Raw genomic sequence first — 17,364 nt, forward strand, 5'->3', positions numbered from 1 at the left:
ACAAATAAAGGCTCTGTTCCCTTGCTGCGAACAGAGCCATTTTGTTTTAAGAAAGGATATTATTGGTGTGGTTTTCCTTCTGTGAAAATTTGGAAGGTTATGCCGAATTTATCTGTTACTTGGCCATAGGCAGGGCTAAAGAAAGTTTCCTGTAAAGGCAATCCAACTTGACCGCCTTGGGAAAGTCCCTCAAACATTTTTCTTGCTTGGTCTGCATCATTGGTTGAAATACAAATCGTCACTTGATTTCCACTATGATGCTCCTGTCCAGGGAAGGTGTCGGAAAACATAACTTCTGACTCACCAATTTTAATGGTCGCATGACTTACCAAATCCTTGGCTTCAGCAGGAAGAGGGTATTCCGGGTTTTCAGGCATTTCACCAAAACTTTGAGAGAATAAAACCTGTGCATCCAATGCCTGTTGATAGAACTGGATCGCTTCCTTAGCTGTACCGTTCATCACGAAATAGGGAATTAATTTTACTGACATGAACATTCACTCCTCGAATCCATCAAAATTTATTAGTTAACATTTTAGTAATGAGGCCTCCATTGGCCAATAGCCATTGAAAACAACACAATTTCTATTATTAACCAATAATTTCATTATAAGACACGGAACAAACGTTCGTCAATTATTTTTAAAAAAGTGATGCCGCCTGCGAGAAAGGGAAAACAGCCATAATTAGTGTGTTATGGTTTATTTGAGTGTTCCAATGTATTTGGATTGCGGCCGGTAGATGGTGTTGTTTTCTGATTGTTCCAGGATGTGGGCTGTCCAGCCAACGATTCTGCTAGCGGTGAAGGTTGGTGTGAAAAGGTCTGCCTCCATGTTAATGGCTTTCATGATAGCTGCGGCATAGAATTCTACATTTGTATAAAGGGAGCGGCCGGGTTTTAACTCCTCTAACACCCTTACTGCGGTTTTTTCTGCGTCCATAGCAAGATCAAGCCATGCATCTTGACCAACTAGCTCCCATAATTTGGCCTTTAAGGCAATGGCACGCGGGTCATGGGTTTTGTACACCCGATGCCCAAATCCCATTAATCTTTCACCCTTCGATATTTTATCACGCATCACCTTTTCAGCATCTCCAACCGCCGCAATCTCATCCAAAAGTTCAATTACTCCTGAAGGGGCGCCGCCATGAAGCGGTCCTTTCATCGTTCCAATAGCTGATGAAACGGCTGATACTAAATCAGATTCAGTAGATGCCGTAACCCTTGCTGAAAAGGTTGAGGCATTCATGCCATGTTCAAGAGTTAAAATCATATAGGTTTCGAGTACCTCTACATGGGCATCTAATGGGACCGAACCATTAAGCATATAAAGGTAATTTGCCACATGATCCAATTCATTCAACGGTGGAACAAATTCTTTACTCTCCAGCTGTCTTTTCCGGTAAGCAATGATTGTCGGGGCGAGGGCGGTGATACGAATAGCCTGTGACACAGTCGGCTTCCAGCCATAATTGAAATTCCCGCCTTCAGCTGAAATGGCTGTTCTCATCACACTCATTAGATCCATACCAGAAGGGAGCAGGTCGATTAATTTTTTCATATTTTCCGGTAGATCACGGTTGCTCATTAACTCATTTTTCAAAGCTCGTAACTGTACTTCATCAGGTAAATAGCCATGCCAGAGCAAGTAGGCAACTTCTTCAAAAGAGTATCGATTAGTAAGCTTCCCAATTTCATATCCCCGGTAAATAAGCTCTCCCTTTTCACCATCAATATGACTGATTAATGTTTCGGCAGCGACAATTCCTTTTAAACCCTTTTGGATCATAAAAATCTCTCCTTCCTTTATTTACTAATAGTGTATATAATGAGTTCGATTAATGAAATTAAATAATTTTAAATGAAATGATTAATATTTTTAATAAGGAGGAGAATATGGAATTCCAATGGCTCAACACATTTATTACGGCTGCTGATTGTGGGAATTTCCGCAGAACGGCGGAAATCCTTTATATTTCACAGCCTTCTGTTACCGTTCATATAAAACAATTAGAACAAGAACTTGGAATTCAGTTATTTGATCGGGAAGGGAAAAAAGTAAAACTGACCGAAGCGGGGAGAAGATATTTAGTTCATGCAAAGAGATTGTTAGAGGTTTATCAAGGGGGGCTCGAGGACATTCACTCTTTTAGTCAAGGATACTCGACCAAATTTTCTATTGCCATTTCGCCTTTGATCGCGGATACCATCCTGCCATATGTCTTAAAAAGCTATACAAACAAGCATCCTGAGGTAGAGATTTCGGTTAAAATTATCGAATCCGTTGGTATCGAAGATGCGGTATTAAGGGAAGAAGTTGATATCGGGCTGTCATGTTTAAATAGTCTTCACCCTCAATTAATTAGTGAACTCTTATATAAAGATAATGTTATGCTGGTAGCGCCTCATGATGGGAGAGATTCCGAAACAGCACCTCCGTTAGACGAAGAAGAGGTTTTAACATCGAACTATTTGTTAACCCATAATCACCCAGGTTACTGGGATGGTCTTTGTCATGCAGTAAAAACCAAATATCCAAAAGTAAAAATGATGAAAGTATCACAGGTACACATTACAAAAAGATTCATCGTTGAAGGGCTGGGTGTCTCTTTCCTTCCGACATCAACGGTCAGAAGGGAACTGCTAGAAGGGAGGCTTATAGAAGTAGACTGCCAAACCATCCACCTGCCCGAAGCCAACACTTACGCAATCATGAAATACGACCACTCCAAACAAAAAGAATTTCTCGAGTTTATCTCAAACTATCGGATTTAAAAAACAGTGTCCGCCTGAGGCAGACACTGTCCACGATTGGTGTCAGGCGCCGCTCGTTATTTCAATTTAGATAAGTATCGTTCTGTCACGATGCTGCGGTGGTGGATTGCATGGCCGGCGATGATGTAGGCGATGGCACGGGCGGTGACCTCCATGCCATTGGCGTTGCCGACATTTGTCCAGGCTGACTCCGGCATGTTCTCGATCAGAGTGATTGATGCTTTTCTGACTGCAATGAAGTCAGAAAGAATAGATTGCAGCGGCAGTTCACTCATTTGTGCTCCTGCTACATAATCATTTTCGTTAAAGCCTGCCAGCGGTGTCTTGTCGCCACGCCCAACTCGAAGCAGGCGGTAGCTCATGATTCTTTCGGTATCTGCCATATGGCCAAGCACCTCTTTGATGCTCCATTTGCCAGATTCATAGCGGAAGTGCGCCTCTTCCTCTGAAATCCCTTCGAAAAGAGAAACCACCTCTTCCAGGCTTTCTTTAAGAGTCGCCAATAAATCTCCCTCTGGAACTAACTGGACGTAAGGAACATAATACTCCGGAAACTCATTGTTATTTGGACGCTGTACCATTCGAAAAATCCCCTTTCTAGTCTCATAAAATATAGACTTTCCATCCTGTAAACATGATTATCTATCCCTATTTTAGTAGTTTATTCAAATAAATACCATAAAAAAGAGCCGTTGCCCAGGTCCTCCCCGAAGCAACAGCTCTTCATAAATTATTTAAAAATTTTATCAAAATGAACGCGCTTGTTAATGAAATACATGACCGGCATGCCGACAGCCATCACAACGAATTCCCCAACCGCCGTTGTTAACCATGTAAACAGGAATGGCAGATCGAACGCTAAATGCAGTTCAATCGCAATGAGGAACATCGTAAAGGTGAACACCAATGTATTCACAATCATCCGTGTCCAAATTCCTTTAATGAACCGTGCACACAAAATCGTAATCACTAAAGCAATCAATGACTGCCCTACACCGAAAATAAGGTCATACGCCTTCATTGGTGAGAAGAATAAATTCGTTAAAAATACCCCTAAAATGATCCCGTATAAATACTTTTTGTTGAAAACGACGAGATGGTTAAACATCTCTGAAACGCGGAATTGCACCTGGGTAAACCCAAATGGCTGAATTAACGCCGAAACCGCAATGTACAGGGCCGCAATAATCCCGTTTACAACGATTTCCCTTACCTTGCTGCTCGATGTGCCTGTCGTGTACTGGGCGTCAAGCATGTTTGTTGTTTTTTCCATATTCATTTCTCCTTAGTTTTTTAAAGTGGGAGGATCTCGAACCACTTAAAGTAATATACTAACAAACTATTATATTAATACATAAAAAATTGGCGGTCAATTACAGTTTTTGGGATAATAAGAATATACAAAACATAATGTCGGAGGGGAACCATGTACGAATATAAATTTGAAAGAATTGAATTAAGCAAGTTAAGCGGAAAACCTAAGGAAGATTACCATGAAATCATTCAACAAAATGCCAAAAACGGCTGGAGACTGGTCCAGATTTTTGCGCCGGGAATTGCTGCATATGGGTCCGCGGCTTATTATGAAGCCATATTTGAAAGAAAAGTAGATTAAAGAAATACAAATAATATCTGAACATGCATCAAAGAAACTCAATAAGAATTGCGCCAAAATTAAAAGAATGATAAAATCTAACCAAATAACTTCAAATTTTTAGGATTGTTACTGACTAATCAGGCAAAACCTATGACTAATGTTTTTTTGCATTAGTTTTAGGTTTTTTTATTTTCCTTTTTATCACAAATATTCCACAAATAGGTGATTTGTATGAAAATCGCAAAGGTAATCAATAACAATGTAATCAGCGTCATGGACGAGCAAAATAAAGAATTGGTCATTATGGGAAGAGGAATCGCGTTTCAAAAACGGCCGGGTGACGTAGTGGATGAGAGTAAAATCGAAAAGGTCTTCAGACTCGAAAACAAGGATGTTTCCGAAAAGTTTAAAACGCTATTGTATGAGATTCCATTAGAATATATGGCCGTTTCCGAAGAAATCATCAACTATGCGAAAGTGAAACTAGGGAAGAAGCTAAATGACAGCATCTATGTCTCCTTAACCGACCATATTCATTTTGCGATTGAAAGGCATCAAAAAGGAATCAATATCTCGAATGCGCTCCTTTGGGAGATTAAAAAGATTTATCAAGACGAATTCTCCATTGGTCGGGAAGCGTTAAAAATGATTCAAAACAAGCTTGGTATTACGCTTCCAGAGGATGAAGCGGGCTTTATTGCGATGCATATCGTGAATGCGGAATTAAACGATGAGATGCCAAACCTTGTCAACATAACCAAACTCATTCAGGATATTTTAAACATCGTCAAGTATCATTTCAAGATTGAACTTGATGAGGAATCCTTAAATTATTTCCGGTTCCTTACCCATCTTAAATTTTTTGCGCAGCGCCTTTTCAGCGGTTCGCATTTAGACAGCGAGGATGATTTTCTTTATAACCTGGTAAAGGAAAAACATAAAGAAGCATTTGCTTGTGCGCAAAAGATTAAAGATTATATTACAAAAGCGCATCAGCATGAGATCACAAAGGAAGAAATGGGCTACCTTGCCATTCATATACATCGTGTCGTGAATCGAAACTAGTAAATTTTTTATGGTAAGAAAGCGTTGACACCTAATGAAAGCGAATGCTATTATGTGAATACAAATTAATATAAATTTATTAGGATTGTTACTGATTATGCAGGCAAAACCTAAATTGCAAACCATACTTATGTTTATGGCATGCAGTTTAGGTTTTTTTTATTTTCTTAAAGGTGTGCCATCCTGGTCCGGACAGGAAACACAGCAAAAGTAAAATCAAAAAGTAAATATAAAAACAGGATTGTTACTGGTCATGCAGGCAAAACCTAAGTCATAAAGAATGTTTCAGGGACGCTATGTCCCCGGCTTCTTAATGGCTTAGGTATTTTTTTTACCAAAATACTAGAGGTGATAAAGATGTCGAAAAACGAAAGATTAGCTAAAGAAATTCTACAGCTAGTTGGCGGAGAAGAGAATGTAAATTCACTTGTTCACTGTGCAACGAGACTGCGTTTCGGACTAAAGGATAAATCAAAAGCCAATAAAGCAAATTTAGAAAAAACTGATGGGGTCATCACTGTTAAAGAAAGCGGCGGACAGTTCCAAGTGGTAGTAGGAAATAATGTTCCGGAAGTGTATGCTGAAATCGGAAAAATCTCAAACATCACAAGGGATTCAAAACATGCTGCCGCTAAAGATAGTGGAGAAAAAGGAAATTTCTTGGGGAAAGCGGTAGATGTCGTTTCCAGTATTTTTGCACCGCTCCTTGGTTTAATGGCAGGGGCCGGTATCCTTAAAGGGTTATTGTTAATTGCTGTGAATTTCGGCTGGCTGGTCAATACTGATACGACTTATACGATTTTATACGCGGCTGCAGATGCGATGTTCTACTTCCTGCCAGTATTGTTAGCCATCACAACCGCACGTAAGTTTGGCGGAAATATCTTTGTCGCCGTAACCATTGCAGGTGCGCTGCTCTATCCGTCCATTGTGGCGCTTAAAGCGACTCCACCTGAGGGCGGAATCCATTTCTTTAGCATTCCTGTTACCATGATGAGCTACTCATCAACGGTTGTTCCAATCATTCTTTCGATCTTCGTCATGAGCAAGCTTGATATTTACTTTAATAAAAAGATTCACGAAAGCGTTAAAAACTTCGTTACTCCGTTATTGTTATTAGTGATTATGCTTCCATTAACATTGTTGGTATTTGGTCCAATCGGTGTAAATGCAGGTAATGCCGTAGCAAAAGCGATGGTCGCCGCATTCGCATTCAACCCAATTTTAGCTGGCGCCATCATGGGGGCAAGCTGGCAGTTACTCGTCATGTTCGGTATTCACTGGGGCTTGGTGCCAGTATTCATTAACAATATTGCCGTTCACGGAAAAGACGGTGTAAAGCCGGCCGCAACCGCTTCTGTATTTGCTCAAACTGGTGCAATGGTCGGGGTTATGTTAAAAACGAAAAATAAAAAGTTAAAAACATTAGCAGGTTCGGCTGCGATCACAGGTCTTTTTGGTATTACAGAACCAGGAATTTACGGCGTAACATTACCGCTTAAAAAACCATTCATTGCTGGAATCATTGGTGCGGCAATCGGTGGAGGAATCATTGGTTACGCTGGAACGAACGCATTTGCTTCTGGTGCTCCTGGATTATTGACTTTACCAATCTTCTACGGACCAGGCGGCCAAGGGTTCACCGGTCTAATTATCGGTATTGTAGTGGCATTCTTAGTATCTGCAGGTCTTACTTATGTATTAGGTTTTGAAGATCCAGTTGAAGAAGAAATAACTGCTCCAGAAACAGGCAAAGCAGCTAGCAGTGAACAAATTGCCAGTCCTATTACAGGTAAAGTAGTTAACTTATCTGATGTATCTGACCCAGTATTTGCTTCAGAATCGATGGGAAAAGGAATTGCGATTGAACCATCTGTTGGCCGAGTTGTATCGCCTGTAAATGGAGTTGTAACAGTTGCTTTTAAGACGAAGCATGCGATCGGCCTTGTTTCCGAGCAAGGTGCAGAAATCTTAATTCATGTTGGGATCGATACTGTCCAATTGGATGGAAAATACTTCACCTCACATGTTAAACAAGGCGATAAAGTTTCAGTTGGCGATTTATTAGTAGAATTCGATATTGAAAAAATCAAACAAGCTGGCTACGAGGTAACAACACCTGTGATTGTTACGAACTCCAGTATCTATACAGAAGTAACAGCAGCAAGACAAGGGGATATTGGCGAAAAGGAACCAATCTTAATCCTGGATATCCATACAAAAGAAAGTATTGCGTAGGTAGTCACTACTTACTGCTTCATAGATTAAAAACTTAATAAGATATATGATTTTGGCTATAGCTAAAGCCATATATTTTTTTGAAGGAGAGGAATAAATCATGAAACACACACAGCTAAAACCATTTCCAAAGGATTTCTTCTGGGGAGCTTCGACCTCTGCATACCAAGTAGAAGGAGCATGGAATGAGGATGGTAAAGGTCCGTCTGTCATTGATATGCGTCAGAAATACCCAGAGGGTACGACGGATTATAAGGTAGCAAGCGACCATTATCACCGTTATCAAGAGGATGTTAGATTAATGGCAGAGATGGGTTTTAAAGCTTATCGCTTTTCCATCGCCTGGACACGAATTATCCCTAACGGAACAGGTGAAGTGAATCCAAAAGGACTTGAATTCTACAGCAATTTAATCAATGAACTTATTAAATATAAGATTGAGCCCATTGTAACGATGTATCACTTTGATTTGCCATATGTGCTTCAAGCTCGCGGCGGCTGGTCGAATCGTGAAACGATTGATGCCTTTGTGGAGTATGCGAAAGTGCTGTTTGGGAACTATGGTGATCGTGTTAAATATTGGCTGACGATTAACGAACAAAACATGATGATTATGCATGGAAAGGCACTAGGAACTCTGGATCCAAATTTAGAAGACCCAGACAGAGAGCTTTATCAGCAAAACCATCATATGTTAGTGGCACAAGCAAAAGCTATGGATGATTGTCACCAAATGCTGCCACAGGCGTTAATTGGGCCGGCTCCAAATATTTCCTATATATATCCTGCCAGCTCGAAGCCGGAGGATATATTGGCAGCGCAAAACTTTAATTCAATCCGCAACTGGCTGTACTTAGATGCGGCAGTATATGGACGTTACAATAAGACAGCTTGGAGCTTTTTGGAAGAAAAGGGCTATGTTCCAACCATTGTCGAAGGCGACATGGAAATCTTAAAAAATGCCAAGCCTGACTTTATTGCGTTCAACTACTACACGTCTAAAACAGTAGAAGCAAGCAATGGGGAAGGTAATGATAAAAATAATACTGGTGACCAGGAAATTGTCATTGGTGAAGCAGGTGTTTATAAGGGGCACAGCAATTCGAACCTTCCAAAAAATGAATTCGGCTGGGAAATTGACCCGATTGGCTTCCGCACAACGCTTCGTGAAGTATATGACCGCTACCAGCTGCCAATCATCATTACGGAAAATGGTCTTGGTGCCTTTGATAAGGTAGAAGAAGACGGCACCGTTCGTGACCTGTATCGGATCGATTATTTGAAAAAACACCTTGAACAAATGCAGCTTGCGATTACCGATGGTGTAGAAGTGTTTGGCTACTGCCCTTGGTCAGCAATTGATTTGATTTCCACACACCAGGGTGCGAAGAAACGTTACGGCTTTATTTTTGTGGATCGTGAGGAATTTGACTTAAAAGAATTACGCCGTATCCCTAAACATAGCTTCTATTGGTATAAGGAAGTCATTGCAAACAACGGCGAGAATTTGTAATAAGCTGATAGGGCTGACAAGGAAACCTTATGTCAGCCCTTTGCTTATATTTTCCTCTTACGGACATCTTTCAGGCAAAAAAAAGAATAATAAAGAGAGTACATAATTGATATTTAAAGAAAAGGATGATTTCTAATGGAACAAAACCAACAAAGATTCCCCGAAGGATTTCTATGGGGCGGGGCAACCGCTGCCAATCAAATAGAAGGTGGATTTCGCGAAGGCAATAAAGGTTTGAATATCTCAGATGTCTTGCCGGGCGGGAAAGAGCGACTTAAAATATTGATGTCGCCTGGCTTTAACTTTGAAATTGACAATGAGAAATATAGGTACCCGAACCATGAAGCGATTGATTTTTATCATCGTTATAAGGAAGATATCGCCTTGTTTGCGGAAATGGGCTTCAAAGTATTTCGGATGTCGATTGCTTGGACAAGAATTTTTCCCAATGGTGATGAGTTAGAGCCGAATGAAGAAGGTCTGGCTTTTTATGACCGGGTCTTTGATGAATTACATAAGTACGGAATTGAGCCCGTAGTGACCATCTCTCACTATGAAATGCCGCTGCATTTGGTGAAAGAATATGGCGGCTGGAGAAGCCGTCAGGTGGTTACTTTCTTTGAAAGATATGCTACATCGATTTTTAACCGTTATAAGGATAAAGTGAAGTATTGGATGACCTTTAATGAAATTAACGGTGCCTTGAAGATGCCAATCATGAGTATGGGCTTCTCACCCCAAAACGAAGAAGTCCGATACCAGCAGACCTTCCAGGCTTTTCACCATCAATTTGTGGCCAGTGCGATGGCCGTAAAAACCTGTAAGCAAATCATTCTAGATGCACAGATTGGCTGCATGATCCTGTTTGCACCTGTTTATTCGTACGATAGTAATCCGGAAAACGTCCTCTTTGCCTTAAAAGAAGAGGAACTGTTCAATTACTTTTGCGCAGATGTTCATGTGCGCGGCGAATACCCAACTTTCAGTAATCGCTTCTTTAAGGAGCATAATGTAGAACTTGAGATTCAGGAAGGGGACTTGGAATTAATCAAAGAAGGAACGGTAGATTATATCGGCCTAAGCTATTACATGTCCCGTACAGATAAAAAAGTTAAGGCCGAAGAGGAAAAAGCAAATGGCAATATTGTTGGAGGAGTGAAAAACCCATTCCTGAAAGCAAGTGATTGGGGCTGGGAAATCGACCCTGTCGGTTTGCGAATCAGCTTAAACAAGCTATACGGCAGGTATCAGGTGCCGCTTTTTGTGGTCGAAAATGGGTTAGGGGCATACGACCAGGTAGAGGAAGACGGCTCCATCAACGATGATCACCGGATTGATTACCTCCTTGAACATATAAAAGCCATGGGTGAAGCTATTGAAGATGGTGTAGAGCTAATGGGCTATACAAGCTGGGGCTGTATTGATTTAGTCAGTATGTCTACTGGCGAAATGTCCAAGCGTTATGGATTTATCTACGTGGACAAACAAGATGACGGCAGCGGTACATTAGAGCGTAAACCGAAAAAGTCCTTCTATTGGTATAAAAATGTCATTGCTACCAATGGGGAGCAATTATAACAATAAAAAAATCGGTATCTTATTAGGTACCGATTTTTCTATTTGTATGTGGCAGTGGCGTTATTTTTGGATTCGCAGATATAATTGAAAATCCGCAGATAAAATGAAAAATTCGGTGACAATGCAGTACATCCAATCAAGCCAAGACAATCACTCACCTGCAATCTACACAGCCAAGAAACCAGAGGAAGCACTGGAACAGGTAAAGGAAATCTACTCAGACTGGCTTGAAGAAGCAATTGATGTATGGGTGGTAGAGGAAGAAAAAATGCCACTGTACCCAGACCCAGATGGGATAGCAGTAAGGAAGACAGAATTCTACCAAAACCTAAAAGAAGAAAAGTAAGACAGGCAGGGGAAACTCTGTCTTTTTATTTGCAATGGCTTTGCCACCATGCCACCAAATGTCAAAAAGGGATTGTTCCCACATACAAACATAAACAAACCTTTAACCCTAGCCAGATAAGAATTTTGCTGAATAAATCTAAACTCAACACCCCATTTTTCATACTTTTTAAAGGTAATTTTGTTGCAAAACCTTTTCTACACTGCATCCTTAATAAGATACAATATCCACATATCAACAAAATAACTAGAAAAAGTTTATGTCAGGTTGTTATAAATGGCTTTAGCTACCTTATTAAGTAGGTGAAGATTTCACTTTAACTTTTTTTCAAATCTATAAAAGGAAAGTGAGGTCAAAAAGATATTATTTTAAAAATATACAATTTGGGGTGGAGAATATGGACAAAGCACAAGCTATTGACAGAATGTATGAGGTGCTTGCTGAATTGCAGGGTGAAATATACTTCTGGCAAGGGAAAACTACTGACAAGGTTATGTTACAAAAATTTGCTAACTTAGAGGATGCTTCTATTAGGCTGTATGAAGAACTTGATATATTACCAATTAGTACACTTAGTTCTATGGTTATGGTAAGTATAGTAAAGTACATGGAGATTGAATTGAATCAAACTGATGAATTATTTTTTCTTTACACTTACATTAACCAGTTGCAGGTCTGCCTATATCAAATAAGGGCATAATCATTCAAAATCAAATGAACACAACTCCAATAAAACTAAATCTAATTTTGTCTGAGGACTTCCTGGCAACACAGGTTGTCCTCTTTTTTTATGCAATTTTTTAGATAGGAGAGGATAAAATGGCAATTAAACTAAATATTAAGCCTGACTACTTTAATCATAAATATGTGCCTTATGTAAACAAGGATGCCAGATTCGCAGATAACTTCAAAAAATTCGCAGATAAATTTTTCCGCTATGAAAAAATGCATGTATCAAGCCGCATTACGATACCGAACGAAGCCCGATAACCCCCGCAATTATCAAACCGACACTGACAAACCTCCCGATGTTTTTCGATTCATCGAACAAAAACATATTTATCAAAACCGCCCCAGCTGTGCCAATCCCAATCCAAACCGCATAAGCGATGCTGACCTGCAAATATTGAAAAGAGGTATATAAAAAGCCAAAGGAGGCACTGAAACCGCCAATATAGAGTGCGCCATTTCTCAAGGTTTTCCCTTGGCTGTATAATTTCAGCCCTGCCGCCCCGATAATCTCACTAACACTTGCCAATAGGACAAATAACCAGCCCATGCTAGGCAGCCTCCTTTGCCGTTTCTTTTTTGCTGTGTTTGTTGTCTGCCAGATTTAAACCGATGACCCCTAATACAATAATGGCAATAAACAAAAGCTTGCCGCTATTGAACCCTTCCCCAAAAAGGAACACATCCATCAAGACGGTGCCGATCGTGCCAACTCCTGAAAAAACAGCATAAACCGTTCCGGTTGGCAGCCCTTTGCAGGCTTCAGGCAGAAAGTGAAAATCCGTAAAGATAATCGCGATCACGATGGCCCACTGCCACCAGGTTTCAGCAACATTAAATCCATATACCCACATTAATTCAAATAAACAAGTTAAAGCTACAAATAACCAAGCTTTTTTCAATTATCTCACCTCATGATGCTGGCAAGCCATTTTAACAAGCCAGCTTTACCCTATAGTATATTAGGATATCACAAGCGCAAAAAAAATTGTTTCAACCTGAATTAAACACTATGGGAAATTGTGTAATCTTTGGAAAGTGTGATATAAATCACGAAACACCATCAGGTAAATCAGTATAATGATTAAAACAGGGAAAACTTTGCAGAGGATGGTGAAGAAGTATGGAATACCAACTAAAAACACTTTATTCGGAAATCGGCGGCCAGGAGACGATTGATAAGCTGGTGGAAGCTTTCTATCCGCGCGTCTATGCCGATCCTGATTTAGCTCCATTATTTGAAGGCGATATGGAAGAAATCAAACGGAAGCAGAAAATGTTCCTGCCGCAATTTACAGGCGGTCCGGCACTCTACAGCCAGGAATTTGGCCCACCTGCAATGCAACACCGCCATCTCCCGTTCGAAGTGACACCAAAACGGGCGAAATGCTGGCTTCGCTGCATGAAAGAAGCATTTCGAGAAATCGGCCTTGACCAGAATCCGGCAGGAAAGGCATTCTATGAACGCTTAACACAAGTGGCCGGCATTATGGTGAATAGCCCAGACCGTGAATAATGCAAAAGATCCTCAGCCAAAATTGAGGATCTTTTTTGATGCCCAAACGTCATTGCTGCATAGTTTAATTTTTAAAAAGAAATGATATGAATTGGAGGTGTATGAAAAAATGTCAAAGAAAAACGCACCCAATTCAATTCCATATAGTATTTGGGATACCAAATTAGATAATGAGCAAATAGAAATGAACGAAAAAATTGCTGAAACAATGAAAGGCAGTACTGCGGAACAAAAATCAACGGAGCAACAGGATTAACAGGGTAAAAGCAACCATTTCGGGTTGCTTTTATTTTAGCTAATAGGAAAGTATAAACTTTCACAAATTTATACTTTCCTAACGCATAAATTCAACTATGCCTCATGAACCGTCCTATCGGACTCGCCAATCGGCGAGTTTTCATTTATTTTGGCAGCCCTTTCAAAATGTGGCCGTTGTGTTATGATGTAGGTGTTATTGAAGGGAAGGAGCAGCAAAAATGAATACAACTGACCAATGGTGGAAAAAAAGCGTCGTATATCAAATCTATCCGCGCAGCTTCCGTGATTCGAACGGGGATGGAATTGGAGACCTTCCGGGGATTATTGAAAAACTGGATTATCTAAAATTATTAGGTGTCGATATCATCTGGCTGAGTCCGATCTATGATTCGCCCAACGACGATAACGGCTATGATATCCGGAACTATCAGGAAATCATGAACGAATTTGGAACGATGGCTGATTTTGACCGGCTTCTTGAAGAAATTCATAAGCGGGATATGAAGTTAATGATGGACCTAGTCGTCAATCATACTTCTGATGAACATGAGTGGTTTGTCCAATCGAAACAATCTAAGGACAATCCTTATCGTGATTACTATATTTGGCGGGAAGGCAAGGACGGAAAAGAACCGAATAACTGGGGCTCTTTTTTCAGCGGCCCGGCCTGGGAATACGATGAGGCGACGAATGAATATTATTTGCACCTTTTTTCGAAAAAGCAGCCCGACTTAAATTGGGAAAACCCAAAGGTTCGCCAAGAGGTTTACCAGATGATGAAGTTTTGGCTGAAAAAGGGTGTAGACGGCTTCCGGATGGATGTCATCAACATGATTTCCAAAGCTCCAGGGCTGCCGGATGGAGTGCAGCATAGCGGGCAATTATTTGGTGACGGAGCTCCTTATTTTATGAATGGCCCTAGAATTCATGAGTTTTTACAAGAAATGAATAACGAAGTATTGTCCCAGTACCCAACCATCTCAGTCGGGGAAATGCCTGGAACCACTCCAGAGGATGCCATTCTCTATACGAATCCAAACCGCCGTGAAGTGAACATGATTTTTACGTTTGAGCATATGGACCTTGACAGCGCGCCCGGCGGAAAGTGGAATCTCAAGCCTTTAAATCTCCTCGATTTAAAAGAAAACTTGGCTAAATGGCAAACAGCTATACATAACAGGGGCTGGAACAGCCTGTACTGGAACAATCACGATCAGCCTCGGATTGTCTCGCGTTTTGGCAATGACGAAGAATATCGGGTGGAATCGGCAAAAATGCTGGCCGCGTGCCTGCACTTTATGCAAGGAACACCTTATATTTACCAAGGCGAGGAAATTGGCATGACCAATGTGAAATTCAAATCTCTTGAAGATTACCGCGATATTGAGACGATCAATATGTACAAGGAACGGAAATCTCAAGGATATTCCCATGAGGAAATTATGACCTCCATTTATGCAAAGGGAAGGGATAATGCTAGAACCCCGATGCAATGGGATGATGCGGAACATGCAGGTTTCACCACAGGAACCCCTTGGATTAAGGTGAACCCGAGGTATCAAGAAGTAAATGTGAAGAGTGCTCTGGATGATAAGAATTCTATTTTTTATTTTTATCAAAAATTAATCGCCTTAAGAAAGGAATTGGACATCATTGTCGAAGGTGATTTTCAATTGCTGCTTGAAGACCACCCCGAATTGTTTGCTTATGAACGTAAATGGAAAGAAGAAAGCGTGATTGTAATTTGCAATTTTGGGGATAAGGACATGTCTGTGGAGAATGAACTTTTGACAAGAATTTCTGATTACAACGTCATTCTTTCAAATTACGAAGGCTCAAACATAGAAAAACTCCGGCCATTTGAAGTAGTCGTTTTAACACGCTAATTAACCAGGGGCCTGAACCCGAACTGTCCTGATTAAAGAGTGGGGATCCAGGCTCTGCAAAAAAATGTTTGCACATTTAGCCCAGAAGTGTTACTATGAATCTACCGATTAGTGCAAACGTTTTCACTAATTGCTACATAATGAGATAGGGGGTCTAATTAGACAAAGGCTGTTAAACGCAGTTAAATTGAATTGTTGCCTGCTAGATTTATTATGTTTTTTTGCACTTTTGCGCAAACGGTTTCACAAAATAGTATTTTGATAGAAGACAATTTCTACTTTCCTTTAACAAAATAGTTAGATTTTTTACTATACGGAATTGTGCAAACGATTTCGCAAATCTTTAATAGAGTATTAGAAGTCGTATCTGTCAATACTACCTACATCTCTGTCAATATGGTAGCTGCGCAAAAGATGGTGTACCAAAAATTATTATGCAAAGCATGGGGGTAAATGATGAACAAGAAAAAGTTATTTTCCGGCATAGGTGCAGGGATTTTATCGCTAAGCCTTCTTTTAACTGGCTGTGGAAACGCTGATAAGGGCTCTTCCAACGAAAGTTCAAAAGGCAATGTGACAATTGATGTTTTCCAATTTAAGGTTGAATTTAAAAAGCAATTTGAAACAGTTGCTAAGAAATATGAGCAAGAACACAAGGGTGTAAAAATCAACATCACGACTGTTGGCGGCGGTGAAGATTACGGTGCGGCCCTAAAATCCAAATTTGCTTCCGGCAAAGAACCAGCGATCTATAATATCGGCGGTCCGCAGGACGTAGAAGATTGGCAAAAGAAACTGGCTGACCTTTCTGATACAGAAGCATCAAAAGCTGCTCTAAAAGGTACTCTTGATGGGGTAAGCAAGGACGGTAAAATTCTTGGATTGCCATACAACCAAGAAGGTTATGGTTTGATTTACAACAAGGCTGTTTTTGAAAAAGCCGGCATTGATGCAAAATCTATCAAGAGCTATGCCGACCTTGAAAAGGCAGTTAAAACTCTAGACTCAAAGAAAAAAGATCTTGGTCTTGAAGCAGTATTCGCGCTTCCTGGTAAGGAAACATGGGTAACTGGACTGCACTTATCCAATGCCTTCCTTGCTCCGGAATTTGATAACAACGTATTAAACGCTTATAACGCTAAGAAGGTTGACTTCAAATATGGCGATGCATTCAAGAAAGTGCTTGATCTGCAAAACGACTATTCTGTTCAGCCAACTGTAAGCTTAGATTACTCTAAGCAGGTTGAAGAATTGTTCTCACTGCAAAAAGTAGCATTGATCCAGCAAGGTAACTGGGTATATGGATCCATCGAAGGCATTGACAAAGAATTTGCCCAAAAAGGCATCGGCATCCTGCCAATCCCTGTTGAAGGCTATAAAGAAGATGCAATTCCTGTAGGGATTCCAATGTACTGGGGCGTAAACAGCAACAAGGACAAAGCAACTGTTGCTGAAGCAAAGAAATTCTTAGACTGGCTATATACTTCTGACGAAGGTAAAGAAGCCGTTATCAACGACTTTAAATTTATCCCTGCTTATGATGGCTTTGATGCATCAAAAATCAGTGACCCGCTTTCAAAAGAAATTTATCAATATGCTCAAGATGGCAAAACTATCGGCTGGACCTTCATGGGCTACCCAACTGGCTGGGGACAGAACGAGCTTGGAGTGCAAATCCAGAAATACTTGAGCAAAGAAGCTAAGTGGGAAGATGTTGTGAAAACTACTCAAGCAGCCTGGGAGAAATCCAGAAATAAATAATCAATGAAGGCAAATGCGTTGGCCTAATACAAATTTATAATGGGTCCTTTCAATAAAAAGGACCCATTATTTTTAAGAGAGGCAAGCGGCTGGTTCGTAAG

The 17,364-nt window shown here is 40.5% G+C and carries 19 protein-coding genes and 1 riboswitch; of the genes, 13 read left to right on the forward strand and 6 right to left on the reverse strand.

Annotated features, from left to right (window positions below; genetic code table 11):
* Window positions 1-59: 59 nt before the first annotated feature.
* Both QNN06_RS06270 and QNN06_RS06275 read right to left on the reverse strand, forming a co-directional pair.
* The gene (locus tag QNN06_RS06270; protein ID WP_213118280.1) at window positions 60-491 is read right to left on the reverse strand and encodes a VOC family protein; all 432 of its coding nucleotides are present in this window, start codon (window positions 489-491) and stop codon (window positions 60-62) included.
* Window positions 492-701: 210 nt separating this feature from the next.
* Window positions 702-1,790 carry a citrate synthase/methylcitrate synthase gene (locus tag QNN06_RS06275; protein WP_213118279.1) on the reverse strand — a complete coding sequence of 363 codons (1,089 nt, stop codon included), beginning with the start codon at window positions 1,788-1,790 and terminating at the stop codon, window positions 702-704.
* Between the two features lie 107 nt (window positions 1,791-1,897).
* On the opposite strand from QNN06_RS06275, the gene QNN06_RS06280 reads away from it, so the two are divergent.
* Entirely contained in the window at window positions 1,898-2,776 is an 879-nt protein-coding gene (locus QNN06_RS06280; RefSeq protein WP_213118278.1) for a LysR family transcriptional regulator, read from the forward strand.
* 56 nt (window positions 2,777-2,832) lie between these two features.
* Here the strand turns inward: QNN06_RS06280 and QNN06_RS06285 are convergent, their stop codons facing one another.
* Window positions 2,833-3,357 (reverse strand): DinB family protein, encoded by a 525-nt coding sequence (locus tag QNN06_RS06285; protein WP_217035288.1) that lies wholly within the window; start codon window positions 3,355-3,357, stop codon window positions 2,833-2,835.
* A 149-nt stretch (window positions 3,358-3,506) separates the two neighbouring features.
* Entirely contained in the window at window positions 3,507-4,031 is a 525-nt protein-coding gene (locus QNN06_RS06290; protein ID WP_217035771.1) for a QueT transporter family protein, read from the reverse strand.
* 24 nt (window positions 4,032-4,055) lie between these two features.
* Window positions 4,056-4,100: riboswitch (PreQ1 riboswitch) on the reverse strand.
* A gap of 102 nt (window positions 4,101-4,202) precedes the next feature.
* Between QNN06_RS06290 and QNN06_RS06295 the strand changes: the two genes are divergently transcribed.
* The 8 genes from QNN06_RS06295 to QNN06_RS06330 all read left to right on the forward strand — a co-directional run bounded on the left by QNN06_RS06295 (window position 4,203) and on the right by QNN06_RS06330 (window position 12,103).
* Window positions 4,203-4,391 (forward strand): DUF4177 domain-containing protein, encoded by a 189-nt coding sequence (locus QNN06_RS06295; protein WP_213118276.1) that lies wholly within the window; start codon window positions 4,203-4,205, stop codon window positions 4,389-4,391.
* Between the two features lie 213 nt (window positions 4,392-4,604).
* The gene (licT, locus tag QNN06_RS06300) at window positions 4,605-5,438 is read left to right on the forward strand and encodes a BglG family transcription antiterminator LicT (protein WP_217035298.1); all 834 of its coding nucleotides are present in this window, start codon (window positions 4,605-4,607) and stop codon (window positions 5,436-5,438) included.
* Window positions 5,439-5,795: 357 nt separating this feature from the next.
* A complete protein-coding gene (locus QNN06_RS06305) occupies window positions 5,796-7,676 on the forward strand; it encodes a beta-glucoside-specific PTS transporter subunit IIABC (RefSeq protein ID WP_284037264.1) in 1,881 nt (626 codons plus the stop codon).
* Between the two features lie 100 nt (window positions 7,677-7,776).
* Window positions 7,777-9,189, forward strand: coding sequence for a glycoside hydrolase family 1 protein (locus QNN06_RS06310; RefSeq protein ID WP_284037265.1), 1,413 nt, complete (start codon window positions 7,777-7,779; stop codon window positions 9,187-9,189).
* Window positions 9,190-9,324: 135 nt separating this feature from the next.
* Window positions 9,325-10,767 (forward strand): glycoside hydrolase family 1 protein, encoded by a 1,443-nt coding sequence (locus tag QNN06_RS06315; protein ID WP_284037266.1) that lies wholly within the window; start codon window positions 9,325-9,327, stop codon window positions 10,765-10,767.
* A 103-nt stretch (window positions 10,768-10,870) separates the two neighbouring features.
* Window positions 10,871-11,113 (forward strand): hypothetical protein, encoded by a 243-nt coding sequence (locus tag QNN06_RS06320; protein WP_284037267.1) that lies wholly within the window; start codon window positions 10,871-10,873, stop codon window positions 11,111-11,113.
* Between the two features lie 397 nt (window positions 11,114-11,510).
* Window positions 11,511-11,813: a hypothetical protein gene (locus QNN06_RS06325; protein WP_284037268.1), complete on the forward strand. Its 303-nt coding sequence runs from the start codon at window positions 11,511-11,513 to the stop codon at window positions 11,811-11,813.
* Between the two features lie 119 nt (window positions 11,814-11,932).
* On the forward strand, window positions 11,933-12,103 hold the full coding sequence (locus QNN06_RS06330) for a hypothetical protein (protein ID WP_284037269.1): 171 nt from the start codon (window positions 11,933-11,935) through the stop codon (window positions 12,101-12,103).
* On the opposite strand, the gene QNN06_RS06335 is transcribed toward QNN06_RS06330, so the two are convergent.
* Window positions 12,078-12,392 (reverse strand): DMT family transporter, encoded by a 315-nt coding sequence (locus tag QNN06_RS06335; RefSeq protein ID WP_213118271.1) that lies wholly within the window; start codon window positions 12,390-12,392, stop codon window positions 12,078-12,080. The genes QNN06_RS06330 and QNN06_RS06335 overlap by 26 nt on opposite strands.
* A gap of 1 nt (window position 12,393) precedes the next feature.
* The gene (locus tag QNN06_RS06340; protein WP_213118270.1) at window positions 12,394-12,744 is read right to left on the reverse strand and encodes a DMT family transporter; all 351 of its coding nucleotides are present in this window, start codon (window positions 12,742-12,744) and stop codon (window positions 12,394-12,396) included.
* Between the two features lie 221 nt (window positions 12,745-12,965).
* Between QNN06_RS06340 and QNN06_RS06345 the strand changes: the two genes are divergently transcribed.
* The 4 genes from QNN06_RS06345 (at window position 12,966) to QNN06_RS06360 (ending at window position 17,263) form a co-directional block, all read left to right on the forward strand.
* Window positions 12,966-13,358, forward strand: a complete 393-nt coding sequence (locus tag QNN06_RS06345) for a globin domain-containing protein (RefSeq protein ID WP_284037270.1) — start codon at window positions 12,966-12,968, stop codon at window positions 13,356-13,358.
* A gap of 109 nt (window positions 13,359-13,467) precedes the next feature.
* Window positions 13,468-13,614 carry a hypothetical protein gene (locus QNN06_RS06350; protein ID WP_213118268.1) on the forward strand — a complete coding sequence of 49 codons (147 nt, stop codon included), beginning with the start codon at window positions 13,468-13,470 and terminating at the stop codon, window positions 13,612-13,614.
* A gap of 220 nt (window positions 13,615-13,834) precedes the next feature.
* Window positions 13,835-15,502 (forward strand): glycoside hydrolase family 13 protein, encoded by a 1,668-nt coding sequence (locus QNN06_RS06355; RefSeq protein ID WP_284037271.1) that lies wholly within the window; start codon window positions 13,835-13,837, stop codon window positions 15,500-15,502.
* Between the two features lie 456 nt (window positions 15,503-15,958).
* Window positions 15,959-17,263 carry an ABC transporter substrate-binding protein gene (locus QNN06_RS06360; protein WP_217035323.1) on the forward strand — a complete coding sequence of 435 codons (1,305 nt, stop codon included), beginning with the start codon at window positions 15,959-15,961 and terminating at the stop codon, window positions 17,261-17,263.
* The last annotated feature ends 101 nt before the right edge of the window (window positions 17,264-17,364 follow it).

This window comes from Neobacillus sp. 114 (assembly GCF_030127045.1).
GTDB classification, from domain to species: Bacteria; Bacillota; Bacilli; order Bacillales; family Cytobacillaceae; genus Neobacillus; species Neobacillus rhizophilus.